Origin of the sequence: Staphylococcus cohnii subsp. cohnii (assembly GCF_002902365.1) — a bacterium.
GTDB lineage: Bacteria > Bacillota > Bacilli > Staphylococcales > Staphylococcaceae > Staphylococcus > Staphylococcus cohnii.
On record NZ_PPQC01000009.1, the window covers coordinates 49,085 to 69,983 of the forward strand.

Sequence of the window (20,899 nt, forward strand, 5' to 3'; positions counted from 1 at the left end):
ACTTAATTTTCAATATGTCATTTATCATAGCAAAAAAGCCCTCATGTGAATAAAAATTCACAATAAGGGCTTTTTTCATCAATATATACACTTCATTTTATGATCTAGACATGCCTCTGAGCATATTTAACATATAAGTTAAACTACGATTCATTTCGTCATCTCTCAGTACACTCATTAAGCCAGTGATAGATGTTTTTTGGTTTGGACTAGCTTGATTTGCAACACTTAATCCTTTATTTACTTTATTTAACATAATGCTCAAGTCATTGACATTCAAATCACCTAAAAGGAAAACAAGTGATGCCATATTTGTAATCAATCCTGTGTATTGTTCTTTGTTTAATTCAACTGCGAATTTATTAGCGATAACACCTCGACTATTGACCATACCTGATACTGCATCTAGTATCTTAGCATCGTCCAACGTGCTAATAATGTTAATAGCTTTCATGATACTATCTTTATTTGCTGCAATTGCATCTGTTACTTCTGCTAAACTTTCTTGTTTGATTTGTTCTTCAGACTTTTGCATGCGCTTAATTTTCGTTATTCTCTCAGCCATTATTTATTCACCTGACTTCCTGGGAAAGTGTAATCATCACGTTTCCATTTGTCTTCAACACGTACGCTATATTGTGGTTGTCTTTGTTTATCTACTCGGAAGTTTGTAGGGTTTAATGGTGATTTTCCTCTACGTGTTTTAACTTCCATACGACAACTTGTACGCTTATAAGAAGGTGTGTCTGTATCTTTATCCACATCACTGTTCGTCAATAAGTTAATCGCACCTTGATCACCATTTATCATGGCATTGTTATTAAGTGGAATATAAATTTCTTTGCCTTTTACTCTATCAGTGACATGTGCAATTAGTTCAGCTTCACCACTATCTGAAATCAACTTAACTTCTGCCCCTTCATGAATATCTCTTTCTTGTGCTAGTTCTGGAGATACTTCTACAAATGGTTGAGGGACTTTATATGCAAGACCTGGTACTTTATATGTCATATTTCCTTCGTGGAAATGCTCTAATAAACGTCCGTTGTTGACATGTAAATCGTATTCTTCATTAACTTTAAAGAAGTTATCAAATGTTAAAGGATAGAAATTCGCTTTACCGTCTTCAAAGTTAAATCCATCTATATATAATGTTGGTTGGTCTGTGCCGTCTTCAGCCACAGGCCATTGTAAACTATTGTAACCATCTAATCTGTCATAGTTCACGCCCGAATATGATGGTGTCAGTTTAGCAATTTCGTCCATAATTTGACTTGGGTGCGTGTAATTCCAATCATAACCTAGTGTTCTAGCTACATCTTGAATAATGACCCAATCTGGTTTAGATTCGCCTTTAGGTTCAAGGGCTTGATATAAACGTTGGATACGGCGTTCAGTATTCGTAAATGTACCTGTTTTCTCTAGTGAAGGACATGCTGGTAAAACTACATCTGCATATGAAGCAGTGAAAGTGAAAAACTCATCTTGTACGACTAAAAAACCAACTTTTTCTAGTGCAGCTTGTACATAGTTGATATTTGAATCAACAATACCTGTATCTTCACCATATAAATACAATGCGTCAATTTCACCTGCGTGAATACCTTCCATCATTTGGTGATTATCTTTACCAGGAACACTCGGTAATGTTTCACCATATTCTCTTTCAAATTTTGCACGAATTTCATCGTCTGCTACTTTTTGGTAACCAGGGAATTGATCAGGCATGCTACCCATGTCACTACATCCTTGTACGTTGTTGTGACCACGAAGCGGATATGCACCAGTACCTGGTTTTCTATAATTACCTGTAGCTAATAATAAGTTGGATATTGCAGTAGACGTGTCACTACCAATATCTTGTTGTGTTACACCCATTGCCCAGGCAATTGACACTGTTTTAGCATTAACCACTTGATGCGCAAAATCAATGAGTGCTTCTTGCGAAATACCTGTTGTTTCTTCGGCAAATGTCATCGTATATGGTGCTAAAGATTTATGATATTCATCGAAGCCATTTACCCATTCATCAACAAAAGCTTTATCGTGTAAGTCATTATCTATAATATATTTTGTCACAGCAGATAACCATACTAAATCAGTACCTGGTTTAGGTTGATAGAAGTTATCAGCTCTTTCAGCCATTTCATGTTTACGTATATCAAACACATTTAAAGTATTATTATATAATTTATGTCCACGTTTAATACGAGAAGCGATGACTGGGTGCGCTTCTGCAGTGTTTGTCCCTATTAAAACAACCATGTCAGCGATTTCAAGATCTTCGATTGAACCAGAGTCACCACCATGACCTACAGTTCTAAATAATCCCTTGGTTGCAGGTGCTTGACAGTATCGAGAACAGTTATCCACGTTATTTGTACCAATCACTTGTCTCGCAAGTTTTTGCATTAAATATGATTCCTCATTTGTCGCTTTAGATGAAGAAATGAATGCAAGACCATCTGAGCCGTGAGAAGCTTTTACCTTGTTAAAGTTTTCAGAAATCACTTGCAGTGCTTCATCCCATTCTACTTCTTCGAATTGATTATTTTTACGAACTAATGGTTTAGTCAATCTTTCTTCTGAATCAATATAATCCCAACCGAATTTACCTTTCACACACGTTGCAATTTTGTTTGCTGGAGATTCATGTTGAGGTTGTACTTTCAATACTTCTCTACCTTTTGTCCAAACGTCAAATGAACAACCAACACCGCAATATGTACATACAGTCTTAGTTTTTTCGATGCGTTCTTCACGCATCGCTGCTTCTGAATCAGATACCGCAAATAGCGGTCCATAACCTGGTTCTGCTTTTTTAGTTAAATCGATCATCGCAGCAAGTGATCCTGGCTCTAAATCTGTCATATAGCCAGCGTTACCTTCCATGTTGACTTCTAACATTGCATTACAAGGACATACTGTCGCACACTGACCACACCCAACGCATGATGAATCATTTATTGTTGTATCATTATCCCAAATAACACGCGGTTGTTGACGTTCCCAATCAATCGTTAAAGTTTCGTTGACTTGGACATCTTGACAAACTTCAACACAGCGCCCACATAGAATACATTGGTCTGGATCATAACGATAGAATGGACCATAATCTTTTTCATATGGCTTTTCCTTGTATTCATATGTTTGATGTTCAAGCCCCCACTGATCCATTGTATTATGAATTTCACAATCACCATTATTATAATCACATACTGTACAATAAAGCATATGTTTTTCTAAAATACGGTCTAAAGCTTCTTTTTGACTTGTTTGTACATTATCATTTTGTGTATTAACAATCATTGGTTTATCTATCGTCGTACTACAAGCACGTTGCATCACACCGTCTATTTCTACTGTACACGTATCACAAGTTTCTATAGGACCAAGCGATTCGTTATAACATATAGAAGGTACAAACGTATCTTGTGATTTAATAAATTGTAGTAAGTTTGTGCCGGGTTCCACAAGATAATCTTTGCCATCTAATGTAATAATTAAATGTTCTTGCATACTATTCACCCCTATTAATTTTATAAAGCCCATGTTTATGAATCAAAGATGTTTGGTAACATTCCATCCTAAAAGCCCCACACTTTTTGGTAATGTTATTTATATTGTATATGTAAATCAATAAAATGTTAAGGCTTTCCACTATTTTTCGACTGCTTAATATAAATATTATTTTATAGTGTTATACATTTTCACTGAGTATTGATTATTTTAATGACTAAAACAAAAATACACGCAACCAATGTAATTGATTGCGTGTATTTATTAAATTAAATCCCTAAATTATCTTTGATATCGCTTTCGATTTCAGATAACGAGCTTTGGCTAGGTATAAAGTAATAAAGCCCATCATCTTGTATTCCGCCTTGACCTTCTAATTGATGACGGTGTACGTTATCATTTGCATCTTTATAATTACCTCTAACTTTGTTTAACTCTCCTAAAGTCAAATCTGTTTTCACATTGTCTTCAACGTGATTCATCAACGAATTAAAATGTGTAACTGAACTAATACTCGTTAACTTGTTCGCTAGACCTTGTATCACTAATTGCTGACGCTCTTGTCTACCAAAGTCACCACCAGCGCCTTCTTCTTTACGACTTCTTATAAACGCCATTGCTTCTTTTCCATCCATATGAGATTTTTGTCCTTCATTAAATTGGAATCCATCATATGAAAAAGTAGCATTACTAGTGACATCAATACCTCCTATGGTATCTATCATATCTTTCATGCCGTCCATATCAATCGTTGCATAGTGATCTATTGGCACATTCAATAGTTTTTCTACTGACTTCACAGCCATGTCAGGCCCACCATAGGCATACGCATGATTAATTTTTTCAGTAGTGCCTTTACCTACAATATCCGCTTGAGTGTCTCTAGGTATACTCACAATTTCAGTGGATTTCTTCTCAGGATTGATAGATAACACCATAATCGTATCACTACGTTGTCCTCCACCATCGGCATCCCTTTTAGCATCTGAATCTACGCCAAATAAAGCAATCGTAAAAGGATCTCCATTATTAAGATTAGCTTTTTCTTCTCTCAAAGATGATTTATCTCTATCTAATGGGTTATGTATTGCCCCACCAACAGAAAATATTTTAAACCCTAAATAAACAACGGCTAAAATTGCTAAAATTAGCAATATACCCAAGAACCACAAAAATACTTTCGTGGGTAACCCCATTTTCTTTTTATTATATTTGTTAGAACGATTCACCTTTTTCATTCTCCATTCTATATTCTATTTCAATTAATTATAAATTATATAGTAAACTTATTTAATGAACATGGTGCTTAAGACCTATTGTTAAATAATTAATAATTTTAAATAATTATTTTTGATATCCAGATCCTGAATTTAGAATCGTCAACATTTCTTTATGGCAAGCTTTGTTACTAATAATAAAAGGTCCTGCTTTCGCAAAATCTAAAGTTGTATTATTTAATGTCGTCATTTTTAACCCTAATTCTTCAGCGAATAAAAATTGTGCAGCAATATCCCATGGTTTGGGATTAGTATTTACATGCGCACCAAATTGCCCTAAAATCACACGCACGGAATCTAAACCACATGAACCAATGAAACGATATCCAAAAGAAGCATCATTAAGTTCATGAATTGTATCATCATTCATCACCAATGTGTTAAATGAAATAATTGCATCTTCTAATTGAATAGCTTCAGGCTGTTGCAATAAATTACCATTCATATATGCACCTTGCCCTTTGATTGCTTTATAAAGCTTGCCGTGTGGATAATCATAAATATATGATAATGTAGGTTCCCCATCGACAAAGTAGCCTAAAATAATACAATAATCTTCTTGTTGCTTAACTAAATTTGTAGTACCATCAATCGGATCCATGACCCATACAGGTCCTTTTTTTGCCAAGATGTCATCATTCGATTTTTCTTCAGCAAAGAGTTGGTGGCTTGGAAAATGTTGCTGTAAAAAATTTTCGAAATTTTGTTGAATAGATTTATCTACATTGGTCACTAAATCAAATCGATTTTGTTTCGTTGAAGTAACCATTTCTTTGATTAACTGTGGAATAATATCATCTAATGTTGTTAACCAATCTCTAACTAAATTATCAATGTTTAATAACGCTTCTTTATTCATTTGCGACCCCCTCTTTAAACGAATCAATAAATTTTTTCATTTTAATTATTTAATATGTATAATTTGTTTTATTTTATCATATAAATATAATTACAGTAACAAACCTTTACCATTAATTATTGTTCTATGTAGACTCAATACCATAAATAAAGGAATGGGACTGAAATCGAATTAATTTAAAATCATTTTGTTTCAATCAACCCTGACAAAGATGAAACCCAATAAAACGCTAAGAGGCTGAGACAATTAATTTGCCCCAGCCTCTAAATAGAAAGGAAAGTAAGTAATAAATATTGAAGATGTTTGCTTAGTAACTCGTACGAAAAAGATATTAACAAAACTATATGTAATAGCCTACCCTTTGTTATCTTTTCGCTACCCCCTTGTTACTAATTATTATACTAACATAAACAATCAGAAAATGTAAGCGTTTTCTATAACTTTTTTAAAACTTTATAAATGTCGTCATTGTCACTTTTATGCTATAATGAATGTAATATGTAATCATTTGGGAGGTGACTTTCTAATGAATAAACGCGAAAGACAAAATAAATTGGTACAAGCAATACAGCAAAATAAGCAAATTACTGCTTCAGAACTTGCAATAGACTTAGATGTATCGAAACGTACGATTTTAAGAGATATTCAAGATTTAGAAGATCAAGGGGTAAAAATTCTAGCAAAACATGGTAAATTAGGTGGTTATCAACTTCAAGAAACACCTAATAGTTATGAGCTCGAATTAACTGACAATCAACTTACTGCTTTATTCTTAGTATTGAATGAAAGTCAATCATATACAACACTTCCATATAAAGAAGAGATAAACGCAATTATAAAAAAATGTTTAAATTTGCCTTATACAAAAATGAGACGTGCGCTTAAAAAGCTCGACAGGTACATAAAATTTAATCAACAAACACATGTTGACTTGCCACCTATCTTTTCAGAGGTTTTAATCTATTGCACTGAACGAAATGTGATGGCAATGGAGTATAATAAAGATAACGATATTATTACTGAAAATGTCATTTTTATCGGATTATTATGTACAGACGGATTATGGAAAGCAGTTATTTTTGAAATTGGTCTCGGTAAAACAAATGAAATACCTATTGTTGATATCCATGATATTTCATATTCTTTTGAGAAAAAAATTAAAACACAAGATATTACTATCAATAACTATCAACAATTTTCAAATCCCACTGAGTCCTAAAAACTCAATGGGATTTTTTCAAGCGTCCACATTATGTATATAATGTAATAAGCGTAAAAATAAATGAAATTAAATTATTGAGCATATGTATACTTACACTTGCTATTAATTTACATCCTGACTTGATATATGCATATACCATAGCGATTGCTAAAATTATATAACTCCCTATTTCGAATGGAGATTCTGCCCCCATCACATGCATTAATGAAAATAAAATAGCTGAAATAATCCCCATAACAATAGTATTAAATTTCTTCCCTAGTTCACCTATCAGTAAATGTCTAAAAAATATTTCCTCCACTAATGGTGCTCCAATTACAATCAATAAAAATGTAAATGGTAAAAATGAAGGTTGATCAAACAAATTCATTAGTTCCAGCTCATTTTGAGTTTCATTAAAACCAATGTCATCAGGTAACATTTGCATAGTCATATTATAAATTGCACTACAAACCATCATTATAATCGTCACGATAATCAGAAATATATAATGTTGCTTTATAAATGCTGTATTTTTCTTCAAATGCATTTTAAAATCTTTAATATGTAAAAAATAAAAACTAAACACAGTGACTACATATGAGAGTAGTTGTATAACCACACTTAACTTTAACACTATTTTTTCTGTTAAATGATCTACATAAACAAAACTAAATAAAATACCAATTAATGTAAAAACAATCATACTTACAATTAAAATCACAATCAAAGAAAAGTCTTTCCACACAATATCTTTAAAACGATATTTTACTCTTTCCACTTTCAACAACTCCTTTTAAAATTATTTAAAATTTTATATTGTATATCCTACCATTCTTAACAATTTCAGAAAATCATATTCATCGTTTTAAATTTTATATGAAAGGGTGCATTTTATGTACAACTTAGAATATCATCAACTCGCGCAACACATTCATAAACTACTCAATTTAATTGAAACATATAAATTTGCCATCGTTACTCAAAATAAAAAGAAACAACAATACAAACAAGATATTCAACAATTTATTGAAGACGAGCTTATCCTATTCTCAGATATATCCTTACAACGCTTTTCTTTACCACATTATAATTATTACCAATTTCTTTTAATACATGACCAGAATCCTATCGAAGAACTCACTATCGGCAATACAATTAAGTATCTTGATACCTTACAAAATCAATTATTAGAAACACACAAGTTATTACAAACATTTTTGTAATAATATTTCAAAATGATATTTTTTAAAAATTAAAATTGTAATACTTTTTCATGTATTGTAAAATGAAATCGATTACAGCAATATAGGAGTGATAACATGCATGGCTTTTCTATTTATTTAGGACAACCCATTGATAAATCGTATATTAGACGAATGATTACTTTGGGATATACTACCATTTTCACATCTGTTCAAATTCCAGAGGAAGATGAAGCATCTAAATATCGCTATTTGGGAGAACTTTTAAATTATTTATCAGACAAACATCTTACGTATATGATTGATATCAATCCTACATTGCTGAATCATTCTTTTTATGAATTCTTGCAATCATATCATCATGCTCAATTTATGATTCGTATTGATCACAGTACTTCTATAGAAATTATTAATGACATCATTCAACACGGTTTTGATTGTTGCTTAAATGCAAGCATACTTTCCGAATCGCTACTTCAACAACTCTATGAAAAACTCGAAGACTTTACGCATTTATGTTACTGCCATAATTATTACCCACGTCCAGATACAGGTTTAACAACTGAATTTGTTCATCATCAAAACTCACTAATTTTAAAGTATAATCCAAACGCAACAATTTTCGGTTTTATCACAGGTACAACAAAGCGTGGGCCTTTATTTAAAGGTTTACCGACTATAGAATCAACGAGAACAAAACACCCTATTGAGAGTGCACAACTACTATTAGATCACCAGACAACACAAATTTTGATTGGCGATTCTAAACTTAATACGCCATTAGACGAACAATTAATGAATGCATTGTGTCATAGAACATTCACACTCACAGTTGATTTATTTGATACTCAAGCGACTTCTATATTACAGCAAACGCACACTGTACGCCCAGACAATCCACAAGCTGTAATTCGATCGCAAGAAGCTAGACACTATTGTACAAGTGAAATGAATGCTTATAATACGACAAATCGTGACACGGGTACTGTGACAATTGACAATAAACTGAACGGACGTTATCAAGGAGAATTACAACTCTTAAAAGCTGACTTACCAGCGCATCCTCATGTTAATGTTATAGGTAAAATTTGTGAGTCTGAGCGCAGATTGATTCATTGTATGAAGCCAAATGATACATTTAAATTTATTATTAAAACAAGGGAGTAGAAATGAATGAGTGATTTAACTACTGAATCTAGAAATAAAGCTACAATGCATTTAGATGAAATGTCTATTACAGAAATTCTTAAAACAATGAATGATGAAGACCAAAAGGTTCCTCAACAAATTAGAAAAGTCATACCAGAATTGGCTAAAGTCATAGAAATCACGACAAAACAATTTAGAGCTGGTGGTCGAATAATTTATATGGGGGCTGGAACGAGTGGAAGATTAGGTGTACTAGATGCTGCCGAATGTATCCCCACTTTCAATACGTCCCCAGATGAAGTCATTGGATTAATTGCAGGCGGTCAGAGAGCAATGACAGTTGCTGTTGAAGGTGCTGAAGATAGTACTTCTTTGGCAGAAGAAGATTTACATCATATTCACCTTAATGAAAAAGATGTTGTAATCGGTATCGCTGCAAGTGGTAATACACCTTATGTTATCGGAGGATTAAAATATGCAAATAGCATTGGTGCACATACCGTTTCAATTGCATGCAATACCAATACTAAAATAAGTAAAATAGCTACAAAAGCAATTGAAGTTAATGTAGGCCCGGAAGTATTAACAGGTTCCACTAGATTAAAATCAGGAACAGCACAAAAATTGATACTTAATATGATTTCAACTATCACAATGGTTGGTGCCGGTAAAGTATACGATAATCTCATGGTCGATGTAAAAGCTACAAACCAAAAATTAATTGACCGCTCTATACGCATCGTACAAGATATCTGTGACACATCATATCAGCAATCTGAGAAGTTATATAATGCTGCAGACCATAACCTTAAAGTTGCTATCGTTATGCATATGTGTGAAACATCAAAAGAAGACGCAAAACAGCGCTTAGACAATAATAATCACATCGTTAAGCAAGCAATCAGAGATTAAACCAAATACTTAAAATAATTTATGTATACTAGGAGGGTTTTACGATGTCTAAAGAACAAAAACTTGCAGAAAACATTGTAAATGCAGTTGGCGGTTTAGAGAACATGGAAAATGTTATAAATTGCATGACGCGCGTTAGAATTAAAGTGCACGATGAAAACAAAGTTGACTATGATAAATTAAAATCTACTAACGGCGTTATGGGTGTGGTCAAAGACGACCGTGTGCAAGTGGTCGTTGGGCCTGGCACAGTTAATAAAGTAGCTGATCATATATCTGAAATGAGTGGTGTGCGTTTAGGTGAAACCATTCCACACCAAGATAAAAATTATAAAGCTGAAACTGAATCAAGAGCTAAAGAAAACAAGGCAGCTTTTCAAAGCAAGCAAAAACGCGGTAAGTTCAATAAACTTTTAAAAACAATCGCAAATATATTTATCCCATTGATTCCAGCATTTATTGGCGCAGGTTTAATTGGTGGTATTGGTGCAGTTTTAAGCAATTTACTTGCGGCCGAGGTTATATCAGGTGCTTGGATTACGCAACTTGTCACTGTTTTTAATGTAATTAAAGATGGTATGTTAGCTTATTTAGCAATCTTCACTGGTATAAACGCTGCAAAAGAATTTGGTGCAACACCAGGTTTAGGTGGCGTTATTGGTGGGACAACGTTATTAACAGGTTTAACAGAAGAAAATATGATTACTAATATTTTCACAGGTGAACCTTTACAAGCAGGACAAGGTGGTATAATAGGTGTTATCTTTGCAGTTTGGTTATTGAGTCTCGTAGAAAAGAGATTACATAAAATTGTACCAAATGCCATAGATATCATCGTAACACCCACGATCACTTTATTCGTTATCGGCTTATCAACGATCTTTATCATTATGCCATTAGCTGGCTTTGTTTCTGATGGTTTAGTATCCGTAGTAAATGGCGTTATTGATATCGGTGGTGTTTTTAGCGGCTTCATCATTGGTGCTTTCTTCCTACCATTAGTTATGTTAGGATTACATCATATATTTACGCCTATTCATATTGAGATGATTAATCAATCCGGTGCTACTTACTTATTACCTATTGCTGCCATGGCAGGAGCAGGACAAGTTGGTGCCGCATTAGCACTTTGGGTAAGATGTAAGAAAAATACTACTTTGAGAAATGCAATTAAAGGTGCACTTCCTGTTGGTTTCCTCGGTATTGGTGAACCTTTAATTTATGGGGTTACGTTACCTCTTGGCAGACCATTCTTTACAGCATGTATTGGTGGTGGTATTGGCGGCGCAGTAGTTGGTGGTATCGGACACATCGGTGCCAATGCTATTGGACCAAGTGGTATTTCATTGTTACCTTTGATTTCAGATCATATGTACTTAGGATATATTGCAGGATTAATCGCTGCTTACATTGGTGGTTTCCTCTTCACCTTCTTTTTAGGTACAACAAAATCAATGAGAGAATCTGATAACTTAGGTGGTTAAACTATGACCAACGTACTTTATAAAATTGATAACATTTATGAAACTTTTACAAAAAGTGAAAAGAAAATTGCTGATTTTATTTTAAATGAACCGCATCGTATTATTAATATGTCTGTCCAAGACCTTTCTAATGAAATTAATACAAGTACTGCTTCAATTGTACGTTTTAGCAAGAAAATCACAGAAAAAGGCTTTCAAGAACTTAAAATTACAATTTCACGTTATTTGCCTGAAGATGCAATTAACAATAATCATATGGAATTAATTGATAATGAATCAGTCGATATTATCAAATCTAAAATGTTAGCTAGAGCAACCGATACAATGAGTTGTGTTGCGTCACAAATTGAGCAACATAACATCGATGATATCTGCGATACATTGAAACATGCGCGTACTATATTCTTATTTGGTTATGGTGCATCACTCGTCATTGTCACAGATTTATATCAAAAATTGTCTCGCATCGGTTTAAATGTGCGCTTAATACAAGAAACGCATTTATTAATGACTACCATGGCTACACATGATGAACAAGATTGTATTATTTTCGTGACCAATCAGGGTAGTCATAGTGAAATGCAATCTATGGCAAAAGTTGCTACAGACTATAATATACCTATCATTACGATCTCAAGCTCGAACAATAATCCTGTAGCTAAAGTTTCTGATTATACTTTAATTTATGGTCAAACAGATGAGAATGAACTACGCATGGCCGCAACAACGTCTTTGTTTGCGCAACTTTTTACTGTAGATATACTGTATTATCGATTTATTGCTTTAAATTATCAACGCTCATTGGATTCAATCACACAGTCCAAAATGGCACTTGATAATTATCGAAAACATTTATCAAAAATCCAATTTAAACACTAAAACAATGCTAATATTACTTTTTAAATAACATAATAAACAAGAACGACATAGAAATCGCATTTTTATAAAGGATTTCTATGTCGTTCTCTTTTTTAATCTAGCCTTAACATTATTTGTTTATTACATCATTACTTTACATCTTTTTGGAAAAAGTCGAAAATATTTTTGGCATTATCTGTATTATCAATATTTCCTTTAAATTTATCACTACCAGGACCATATGCATAAGTATTTACATCTTCTCCCGTATGGCCATTTGTAGTCCAACCAGTATGAGATTCGTCATTAATCGGTTTTTGTACTGCATCTTGAACTTTTTGTAATTGACTTTCATATGCTTTTTCGTCTTTTTTAAGGTCTTTAAGTTTTTTAGCTTCATCTTTTATTTTATTAATTTGATCTTGTGAAACTTCGAAACCATAGCCGTCTTTAATCACTTTCTCCACGTTTTTACCCTTGCTGATTTCTTCAGTCATATATTTACCTGAATGTTTCATTTGGTGAATAGCATCTGGATTCCAAACATAATCTTTACCTTTCGCTATAGACATACCACCTGTAGAATGATCTGCAGTGGCTACCACAAGCGTATCTGGATTCTCTTTTGCGTAATTCATAGCATATTCAAATGATTTTTCAAATCCAGACATTTCAGACATTACCCCTGTTACATCATTTGGATGTCCAGATTTATCAATAGAAGCGCCTTCTACCATTAAAAAGAACCCTTTGTCGTTTTGTTTTAATTTGTTTACAGCACTATCTGTCATATCCACTAATTTCGGATTTTTATCTGGTGCATCTATCTCTAATGGCATATCATTATCTGCAAATAATCCTAATATTTGTTTACTTTTAGAGTTTTGTAGTTCATTTTTATTAGTAACTACATCGTAACCATCTTTTTTAAATTTATTTTTTAAGTTGCCGTTATCTTTACCGAAATACTCAGCGCCCCCGCCCAGTAGTACATCTACTTTATGTTTGCCATTAATTTTGTCATTGTAAAATTGTTTAGCAATTTCATCCTTTTTATCACGATCATCTACATGTGAAGCGTATGCAGCAGGTGTAGCATCTGTAATTTCAGCAGTAGATACTAGACCAGTTGATTTACCATTTTCCTTAGCTTGTTCTAAAACTGTTTTAACATTGTTTTTATTGGCATCGACACCAATAGCACCATTATATGTTTTTTGTCCTGAACTAAATGCGGTTGCACCGGCTGCAGAATCAGTAACATTCTCTTTTGGATCATTTGGATTTGTACGCTGACTACCTATTAGATATTTATCAAAAGCGGTTTGATCCATTTCTTTAGTATCTGGATTATCTGCAAAATAGCGATAAGCAGCATTATACGAAGGTCCCATACCATCACCAACTAAAAAGATGACGTTTTTAGGGTTTTTTGTATTGCCCATGTAAGCTACATCAGAATTCTGATTTGAATCTTTAGTTTCATCTTTTTTCCCTGATGCATAAATCCCTTGTCCACTCCCTAATGATGAACCGGCAATAATTGTACCTGCAATTGTAGCAATAGCTAGTTTATTAAGTATTTTCATATAATAACTCCTTTAAATATGTATTATGACTTCAGCTTTATTCTAAAGCAGGAGTTTTGAGTGAGTATTTTTATATTGTTAATTTTTTGTAAAACATTAGTGTAATCATACTTACGATATTGTCGATAACAAAATAAGCCATAAATGATACAAGTAAATGCATCATTTATGGCTTTTTTAAAGTAGATTGTAAAACAGCCTACTGTTTTACGTTTTGCTTTATTATTTAAATTTGCTGATCATCACTTAATTTATGATAGCCTTTCAAGTAATAGAACAATGTCATACAACCTAAGAATACGATACCAATAACAACTGAAACAACTGTTTCTTTATTAAATAACATGCCTATTAACACCATGATAAAGAACGCCATTGTAATATAATTTGTTATTGCACCGCCTGGCATTTTAAACGGATGATTCTTGATTTCTTCACTGTGATTCTTTCTGAATCTTAAATGACTAATTAATATCATAAACCACGGTACCATACCTGGTAAAATTGAGGCACTGTATACATAAACAAAAATGCTGTCCGCACCTTTAATGAATAAAGGCAAAATAACATTCAATAATGCGCCAATTAAAATACCGATTGCGATTGCAGTTACTGTCCAAATAGGAACACCATTTTTCATAACTTTACGGAAAAACTTAGGTAACATTCCTTTTTGCGATAAGTTCAACGTCATTCGACTAGCACTAAATATACCAGAGTTACATCCAGACATCGCTGCCGTTAAAACTACAAAGTTAATGAGTCCTGCTGCAAATGTAATACCTACTTTTGCAAATGTTGCAACGAATGGACTGCCGATATTTCCTAATTCATCCCAAGGATAAACAGTTACAATAACGAAGATAGCTCCGATATAGAATATTAATATACGCCATATAACACCATTAACCGCACTTTTAATATTTTTTTGCGGGTCTTTCGTTTCACCAGCAGTGATACCGATTAATTCAACACCTTGATAAGAACCAATTACAATAGAAAGTGCAAAGAAGAATCCTATCCAACCATTAGGCATAAAGCCACCATGTGACCATAAATTAGATAGTCCAATAGCTTCTCCTCCATTACCAAGACCAAAGAATATCAAACCGAATCCTGCGATAATCATTAAAATAATTGTTACTACTTTGATCATTGCAAACCAAAATTCAAATTCACCAAATGCTTTAACTGACACTAAGTTAGCACCTGCCAACAATAATACTACAATTATACCTGGTATCCACTGTGGTAAATCAGGGAACCAATAATTCATATATTCTCCAACGGCGATAACTTCACTCATACCTACAACAACCCATTGGAAAATATTGCTCCATGCTGTCAGATAACCAGCAACTGGATTTATGTAATCACTTGCAAAGTTTGCAAATGAACCTGAGGTTGGATGTAAATATACCATTTCCCCCATAGCTCTCATTACTAAAAATAAAAACAGACCTGCTATTAAATATGCAAATATTACTGAAGGTCCTGTCCACTTGATTGTACTTGTCGCCCCCATGAAGAGTCCGACACCAATTGTTCCACCAAGTGCTATCATCCGCATTTGACGTGCACCTAGTCCCCTTTGTAATTCATTATTCTCATTCATCATTCAAACCCCATCTCATTCAAATATAAGTGAAAATAATTCACTTATTATGACGCTATTATACTATAAATTCTAAAAATTAAAACAATTATTTTTTGTTTATGTAAGCCCTTACATATGTTTTTATTTTAGATTACTTTGTGAGAAAACGCAATGTAAATTTTATTTTTGATATTATAGTGAACAATTAAATATTCTCATAAGTTAATTAATCCGCACTATTTAATTATGATTATTTTGTGAATTCTTTCACAAAAATGTTATAACATAGTATAATATTTTTAATTAATAGAAAGTGAGGATAAAGTTTTGAACGAAAAAAATATCAAATGGGATAAAGTTTTTTATGGTAAAGCTTGGGTCCATCATGTCGTAGAGACAATTCGTGCTAAAGATATATTGCAAAGTTTTTATTTAAAACGCTATCTGCTACGTGCCATTATGGCTGGATTTATCTTAGGCGTGATAACAGTTTTTGTCTTACTCATTAAAGGCTCATTAGCATCCGATGTTCCAATGGGTGTTACAAATTTAGTGGGTGCGATTGCATTCAGTTTTGCATTAGTATTAATACTTTTTACAAATTCCGAATTATTAACAAGTAACTTTATGTATTTTACAGTAGGCCTTTATTATCGAGTCATTTCGCCATTCCGTGTTTTTAAAATTTTTGCACTTTGTTTTATTGGTAATGCTCTAGGTGGATTAATATTCTTTTTATTAATACGTTCCTCAGATATAATGACTCCTGAGATGATGCAACAATTAGAAGCTACAATTGACCATAAAACATTAACTGCAGGTTTTGTCGCCATTCTTATAAAAGGTATTTTTGCTAATTTCTTTATAAACATCTCCCTTGTCATAGCGATGCAAATAGACGATGTTCTGGCAAAAATGTTTGTCATGATGTTTGGTGTATCAATTTTCGCATTTATGGGTTATGAGCACGTTGTTTATAATACTGTATTATTCGCAGGCGGTGTCGTATATCAAAGTGATGTTCTTTCAGTCTTACCTGCTTTAATCAATTTGCTTGGTGCAGGCATTGGCAATTATATCGGTGGTGGCTTGGTTATAGGCTTGTTCTATGCTTATTTAAATGATCATAAGCAATATCAAAACAACAAAATTCATTAACTACAGCTTAAGTTATTGCAATTGAAAGTTAAAGTCTAGTATTTATGAAGTTATAGTTCCTAATTTTATATGATATAATGCTCAATAGATTTTATTATAAAGGAGTTCAATATGAATAAACATCTATTGAAACGAACAATCACAGTTTCAATTATATTTGGCATATTATTTTTCCTGATCAATTATTTTAGTGATAGTGATGTTTCTGCCGGAAATTTAGTGCTAAAAAGTTTACTTACGATTGTTGTATTCGGGATACTATATTATTTAATTTTCACTATTGTAAATTCACCAGAACGAAAATATAAATTTGGTATTACTTTACCTATTTCACTACTCATTGCAATCATTATCAGCGCTATGTTTTCTGCCTTGAAAATCGGTATTATAACTGGACTAATTATTGGTATAATAGCGGGTTATCTATGGGAATTTATAGATACTCATAAAAATGGTGGTGATAAATCGTGAGCATTTTCATTGGTATTGTTGTTATCATTTTATTAAGCGTAAGTTTAATTCCTAATTTAAAAGCTGTTAAAAAATCTAAAGCTACTGGAGAAAAAAATCCACGTTTTGCAATTATGGTAGGGATAGATTCTATTTTACTCGTGTTAGTTATTGTGACACTAATACTTCAATTTTTAAAATAAGCTATCATTTTCATTTTATATTATAAAACCCCTTATTGACACATGTTTCAATGTCAAAATAAGGGGTTTTAAATTAAAATTGATTTTGTAAAACAAGAAAATATAAAACCAAAGCTCCTAATAAGTAAACAAAGCTTCCAACCATGAATGAGCGAAATTGTATCTTTAACGGAACTTTTTTATTAAAGATTGGACCTAAAACTAAATTTCCGATTGCTAAAATAATTGGACCGCCTAAAAAAAAGAGAATTAAATATCCATTCATACACTAGCCTCTACTTTTTTCAAAATATTTTTCAATGATTGCTGTACCTGATAAATCTTTACCTACATAGGCTATGTTACTAAAATCTTGTTTTTCCGTCATATCATTCGTGTTTACAATCACATCTAAACCAGCATTTACCGCTGCGGTTGCCCCATTGACCGAGTCTTCTATGGCTAAACAATTAACTGGGTTATAATTTAATCTTTGAACTGCTGTTAAATATAGTTCAGGACTTGGCTTTATTTCTTCTACATCTTCTCTTCCAACAACTACATCGATATACGTATCTAAGCCCAATTGATCGAATGTGGGTTTAATATCGTTTCTAAAACTACTTGTCGCAATAGCCATTGGTATATGGCGCACTTTACAATAATCCATAAGTTGTTTCATATGCGTAACAATCGGTAAATGTATACTTGTTTCATTATGCTCTTGATAAATTGCTTTCTTGCGTTCTGATCCGAGTTGAACCTCTAGGTATTGGTGCAAATCTGAAGCCAAACCTCCGATGGATTGTCGATAAAAATCTAAACTAACTTCCTCCAAACCATAATGATTTAGATGTTTATTTATTATTTCAAACAAGTGTTTTTCTGTATCAATAATTGTTCCATCAAAATCAAATATCACTGCGCGATACATACATTACCCTCCTCTAAAATAAGCATGATAAAATCAAATTATTGTCAGTGTATCATACTTTCCACTTCTCTAGCCTGCCAACGCCTCTGATAAAATAAACTAAGATGAAAACACAAAATATTAATGTTTTCATCTTAGTTATGAATTCCTTATTAATTTCAAACTAAAATCAGATATACTTACCTTTTGTTCCAGTATTTTGCAAGTATTGGTCCTGTAATATTATGTATTAAGCTAAATACCGCACCTGGCACTGCAGACAATGGATTAAAATGTACTGTGGCTAAAGAAACTGCTAATCCTGAGTTTTGCATACCTACTTCTATTGATACTGCTTTTTTATCCGGTCGATCTAATTTTAAGATTTTGGCAAATGTATACCCCAATACATATCCAATCAAATTATGAAGAATGACAACCGCAAAAATAAGTAAACCAGTGGCCAAAATTTGTGCTTTACTACTACCAACTACAGACGCAAGTATCAATGAAATAGCTACAACAGAAACAATTGGCAATGCAGTAGCAGTCGTATCAGCAAATTTCTTAAATACTTTTTGAAGTACAAAACCAATGATTATTGGTATTAAAATGACTTGAACTACAGACCAAAACATACTAATAAATGAAACTTGCAACCATTCATGCGCAAATAAATATATTAACGCTGGTGTTAAAAATGGAGCTAGCAATGTTGAAACACTAGTAATAGCAACTGACAGAGCAACATTTGCATTTGCTAAGTAACTCATAACATTACTAGATGTACCACCCGGACAACATCCAACTAAAATCACACCAATAGCAATTTCCGGAGGCAAATGAAACAGTTTGACAATTAAAAATGCACTTAAAGGCATAATTGTATACTGCAATATCACTCCGACAATTACTGATCTAGGTGCTTGAAATATAATTTTAAAATCTTTAGGATCTATGGTTAATCCCATACCTAGCATAACAATCCCTAGTAAATAAGGTACCCAACTACTTAAAGTAGCAAGTTGCGCTGGAAATATAAAACCAATGATAGCTGCAATAAGCATCCATATTAAGAACGTATTCGTTGCAAACTTACTTACTTTTGATAACATCTAAACACTTCCCTCTCTGTATTAATAAAGAAGAATGTATCATACTTTAAGCCTTGAAACAACAGAATTTTCTAAATATTATGAATTTAAAATTTGCAATTTTTAACAAATTTTATACTTCGTTCTAAAGACCTAGTGTCTTCTTTTAAAAAGAGTGGTACAATTTAATAGAATTTAAAACATGTACAATTTTAAGTGCAGTAGAATATTATTTTTAATATACGTACGTCACTTTATATAGATATGGAGGTATAATATGTTTTTAGATAAAACTGAAACGTTTGTATTAAACATCAGTGGTTTAAATAAACGTCATATCCGCAAAAATTTGTTAAAACTTTTGAAACAAGTACACTTTTGTGAATCATTCAAGTTTACTATTTTCAAAAAAAATCATTTATATGCTTTAGAAGTGAATTTACCCAAGCAACAACTACCTTATTTAATTAGTTTTCTCAGTTTCCACAATTATTTAATCTATCAAATTTTAGAAAATAATCATGCACATGAATTATTAGACTTAGATCATTTATTATTATCATCTAAACGTTTCGAAATCGCTGTTGACGGCCTTCACGATGCTTTTATTAAAGATAAAGTTATCGATATTATGAATTTACTCAATCACACTGAAACTATTGTTTATACCTTCAATCGAAATACCATCAACGTTTCTTGTTCACCTACAGTATTTTCTAAATTAATTCACGCTATCGCGACACACAACATTGATATTTATAGTGCGACCTATCAACCACGTTTAATGCATAAAACTAGGATTTCTTAAAGTACACACATGCACAATATCACTAATATAAACAACAATCTCGATTTGTTTCATTTCCACCGCAAATAAATAAATAAATATGAGTCTAAAGTATCAACATCTAATGCTTAAACATAAACGTCAATTTTTATTGTAATTATATAGAAATTGACTTTTTTGTGTTTCGTTACGTACTGACGATATGAGCGAGAGATTACAGGCTCGAGTCATATCCCCAGGCAAGCATGCACGATCAAAATCACAAGTTATATCAAAAGGACCAATTCTTTATTACTTATAATTTCAAACTAACTATGTTATTAACTTTATAAAATAAGAACATCATTAATTTATTAGGATTAATGAATTGTTTTAAATGAGCCTTTGCTTTTATATCTTGAGAAATATTTCAAACGATTTTGCATCGTGCTGACGCCCAGGGAAATGATATGATCGAGAGACTACAGGCTCGAGTTCATATCCCCAGGCAAGCATGCACGATCAAAATCACAAGATCCATATCAAAAGGACCAATTCTTTATTACTTATAATTTCAAACTAACTATGTTATTAACTTTATAAAATAAGAACATCATTAATTTATTAGGATTAATGAATTGTTTTAAATGAGCCTTTGCTTTTATATCTTGAGAAATATTTCAAAC

20 protein-coding genes are annotated in these 20,899 nt (G+C 32.5%); 10 read left to right on the plus strand and 10 right to left on the minus strand.

Going from position 1 to position 20,899, the window contains the following annotated elements:
- Positions 1-97 precede the first annotated feature (97 nt).
- The 4 genes from CD032_RS01515 to CD032_RS01530 form a co-directional block, all read right to left on the minus strand.
- Positions 98-565 carry a helical membrane plugin domain-containing protein gene (locus CD032_RS01515; RefSeq protein ID WP_019468329.1) on the minus strand — a complete coding sequence of 156 codons (468 nt, stop codon included), beginning with the start codon at positions 563-565 and terminating at the stop codon, positions 98-100.
- Positions 565-3,519, minus strand: a complete 2,955-nt coding sequence (gene fdhF / locus CD032_RS01520) for a formate dehydrogenase subunit alpha (protein ID WP_019468330.1) — start codon at positions 3,517-3,519, stop codon at positions 565-567. Before fdhF ends, CD032_RS01515 begins: the two co-directional genes overlap by 1 nt.
- Positions 3,520-3,788: 269 nt before the next feature.
- On the minus strand, positions 3,789-4,748 hold the full coding sequence (locus CD032_RS01525; RefSeq protein WP_019468331.1) for an LCP family glycopolymer transferase: 960 nt from the start codon (positions 4,746-4,748) through the stop codon (positions 3,789-3,791).
- Positions 4,749-4,863: 115 nt separating this feature from the next.
- A complete protein-coding gene (locus CD032_RS01530; protein WP_019468332.1) occupies positions 4,864-5,655 on the minus strand; it encodes an inositol monophosphatase family protein in 792 nt (263 codons plus the stop codon).
- A gap of 526 nt (positions 5,656-6,181) precedes the next feature.
- Between CD032_RS01530 and CD032_RS01535 the strand changes: the two genes are divergently transcribed.
- Entirely contained in the window at positions 6,182-6,874 is a 693-nt protein-coding gene (locus tag CD032_RS01535; RefSeq protein WP_019468333.1) for a helix-turn-helix transcriptional regulator, read from the plus strand.
- A 31-nt stretch (positions 6,875-6,905) separates the two neighbouring features.
- Here the strand turns inward: CD032_RS01535 and CD032_RS01540 are convergent, their stop codons facing one another.
- Positions 6,906-7,637, minus strand: a complete 732-nt coding sequence (locus CD032_RS01540) for a CPBP family intramembrane glutamic endopeptidase (RefSeq protein WP_019468334.1) — start codon at positions 7,635-7,637, stop codon at positions 6,906-6,908.
- Between the two features lie 115 nt (positions 7,638-7,752).
- Here CD032_RS01540 and CD032_RS01545 point away from each other — a divergent pair, with 115 nt between their 5' ends.
- From CD032_RS01545 to CD032_RS01565, 5 genes are all read left to right on the plus strand, one after another.
- Positions 7,753-8,082, plus strand: a complete 330-nt coding sequence (locus CD032_RS01545) for a hypothetical protein (protein ID WP_019468335.1) — start codon at positions 7,753-7,755, stop codon at positions 8,080-8,082.
- A 96-nt stretch (positions 8,083-8,178) separates the two neighbouring features.
- Positions 8,179-9,228 carry a MupG family TIM beta-alpha barrel fold protein gene (locus tag CD032_RS01550; RefSeq protein WP_019468336.1) on the plus strand — a complete coding sequence of 350 codons (1,050 nt, stop codon included), beginning with the start codon at positions 8,179-8,181 and terminating at the stop codon, positions 9,226-9,228.
- Between the two features lie 6 nt (positions 9,229-9,234).
- Positions 9,235-10,122, plus strand: a complete 888-nt coding sequence (murQ, locus tag CD032_RS01555) for an N-acetylmuramic acid 6-phosphate etherase (protein ID WP_019468337.1) — start codon at positions 9,235-9,237, stop codon at positions 10,120-10,122.
- 44 nt (positions 10,123-10,166) lie between these two features.
- Positions 10,167-11,606 carry a PTS transporter subunit EIIC gene (locus CD032_RS01560; RefSeq protein ID WP_019468338.1) on the plus strand — a complete coding sequence of 480 codons (1,440 nt, stop codon included), beginning with the start codon at positions 10,167-10,169 and terminating at the stop codon, positions 11,604-11,606.
- Between the two features lie 3 nt (positions 11,607-11,609).
- On the plus strand, positions 11,610-12,485 hold the full coding sequence (locus tag CD032_RS01565; RefSeq protein WP_019468339.1) for a MurR/RpiR family transcriptional regulator: 876 nt from the start codon (positions 11,610-11,612) through the stop codon (positions 12,483-12,485).
- 128 nt (positions 12,486-12,613) lie between these two features.
- On the opposite strand, the gene CD032_RS01570 is transcribed toward CD032_RS01565, so the two are convergent.
- Complete coding sequence (locus tag CD032_RS01570; RefSeq protein WP_019468340.1) at positions 12,614-14,053, minus strand: alkaline phosphatase; 1,440 nt, start codon at positions 14,051-14,053, stop codon at positions 12,614-12,616.
- 226 nt (positions 14,054-14,279) lie between these two features.
- Positions 14,280-15,668, minus strand: a complete 1,389-nt coding sequence (locus CD032_RS01575) for an amino acid permease (protein WP_019468341.1) — start codon at positions 15,666-15,668, stop codon at positions 14,280-14,282.
- Between the two features lie 309 nt (positions 15,669-15,977).
- Between CD032_RS01575 and CD032_RS01580 the strand changes: the two genes are divergently transcribed.
- The 3 genes from CD032_RS01580 (at position 15,978) to CD032_RS01590 (ending at position 17,461) form a co-directional block, all read left to right on the plus strand.
- Positions 15,978-16,808 carry a formate/nitrite transporter family protein gene (locus tag CD032_RS01580; RefSeq protein WP_019468342.1) on the plus strand — a complete coding sequence of 277 codons (831 nt, stop codon included), beginning with the start codon at positions 15,978-15,980 and terminating at the stop codon, positions 16,806-16,808.
- A gap of 111 nt (positions 16,809-16,919) precedes the next feature.
- Positions 16,920-17,279: a hypothetical protein gene (locus tag CD032_RS01585; protein ID WP_019468343.1), complete on the plus strand. Its 360-nt coding sequence runs from the start codon at positions 16,920-16,922 to the stop codon at positions 17,277-17,279.
- On the plus strand, positions 17,276-17,461 hold the full coding sequence (locus CD032_RS01590) for a hypothetical protein (RefSeq protein ID WP_019468344.1): 186 nt from the start codon (positions 17,276-17,278) through the stop codon (positions 17,459-17,461). Before CD032_RS01585 ends, CD032_RS01590 begins: the two co-directional genes overlap by 4 nt.
- 73 nt (positions 17,462-17,534) lie before the next feature.
- Here the strand turns inward: CD032_RS01590 and CD032_RS01595 are convergent, their stop codons facing one another.
- The 3 genes from CD032_RS01595 to CD032_RS01605 form a co-directional block, all read right to left on the minus strand.
- Entirely contained in the window at positions 17,535-17,726 is a 192-nt protein-coding gene (locus tag CD032_RS01595) for a hypothetical protein (protein WP_019468345.1), read from the minus strand.
- Between the two features lie 3 nt (positions 17,727-17,729).
- A complete protein-coding gene (locus tag CD032_RS01600) occupies positions 17,730-18,374 on the minus strand; it encodes an HAD family hydrolase (RefSeq protein WP_103211128.1) in 645 nt (214 codons plus the stop codon).
- Positions 18,375-18,553: 179 nt separating this feature from the next.
- Positions 18,554-19,468, minus strand: a complete 915-nt coding sequence (locus CD032_RS01605; protein WP_064264018.1) for a bile acid:sodium symporter family protein — start codon at positions 19,466-19,468, stop codon at positions 18,554-18,556.
- A gap of 256 nt (positions 19,469-19,724) precedes the next feature.
- Between CD032_RS01605 and CD032_RS01610 the strand changes: the two genes are divergently transcribed.
- Entirely contained in the window at positions 19,725-20,255 is a 531-nt protein-coding gene (locus CD032_RS01610) for a hypothetical protein (RefSeq protein WP_019468348.1), read from the plus strand.
- Positions 20,256-20,899 lie beyond the last annotated feature (644 nt).

Bases quoted from the DNA above. Each gene is read 5' to 3' on its own strand.
- CD032_RS01515 (WP_019468329.1), bottom strand. From the start codon at position 565: ATGGCTGAGAGAATAACGAAAATTAAGCGCATGCAAAAGTCTGAAGAA.
- fdhF (WP_019468330.1), bottom strand. From the start codon at position 3,519: ATGCAAGAACATTTAATTATTACATTAGATGGCAAAGATTATCTTGTG.
- CD032_RS01530 (WP_019468332.1), bottom strand. From the start codon at position 5,655: ATGAATAAAGAAGCGTTATTAAACATTGATAATTTAGTTAGAGATTGG.
- CD032_RS01535 (WP_019468333.1), top strand. From the start codon at position 6,182: ATGAATAAACGCGAAAGACAAAATAAATTGGTACAAGCAATACAGCAA.
- CD032_RS01545 (WP_019468335.1), top strand. From the start codon at position 7,753: ATGTACAACTTAGAATATCATCAACTCGCGCAACACATTCATAAACTA.
- CD032_RS01550 (WP_019468336.1), top strand. From the start codon at position 8,179: ATGCATGGCTTTTCTATTTATTTAGGACAACCCATTGATAAATCGTAT.
- murQ (WP_019468337.1), top strand. From the start codon at position 9,235: ATGAGTGATTTAACTACTGAATCTAGAAATAAAGCTACAATGCATTTA.
- CD032_RS01560 (WP_019468338.1), top strand. From the start codon at position 10,167: ATGTCTAAAGAACAAAAACTTGCAGAAAACATTGTAAATGCAGTTGGC.
- CD032_RS01565 (WP_019468339.1), top strand. From the start codon at position 11,610: ATGACCAACGTACTTTATAAAATTGATAACATTTATGAAACTTTTACA.
- CD032_RS01570 (WP_019468340.1), bottom strand. From the start codon at position 14,053: ATGAAAATACTTAATAAACTAGCTATTGCTACAATTGCAGGTACAATT.
- CD032_RS01575 (WP_019468341.1), bottom strand. From the start codon at position 15,668: ATGAATGAGAATAATGAATTACAAAGGGGACTAGGTGCACGTCAAATG.
- CD032_RS01585 (WP_019468343.1), top strand. From the start codon at position 16,920: ATGAATAAACATCTATTGAAACGAACAATCACAGTTTCAATTATATTT.
- CD032_RS01595 (WP_019468345.1), bottom strand. From the start codon at position 17,726: ATGAATGGATATTTAATTCTCTTTTTTTTAGGCGGTCCAATTATTTTA.
- CD032_RS01600 (WP_103211128.1), bottom strand. From the start codon at position 18,374: ATGTATCGCGCAGTGATATTTGATTTTGATGGAACAATTATTGATACA.
- CD032_RS01605 (WP_064264018.1), bottom strand. From the start codon at position 19,468: ATGTTATCAAAAGTAAGTAAGTTTGCAACGAATACGTTCTTAATATGG.
- CD032_RS01610 (WP_019468348.1), top strand. From the start codon at position 19,725: ATGTTTTTAGATAAAACTGAAACGTTTGTATTAAACATCAGTGGTTTA.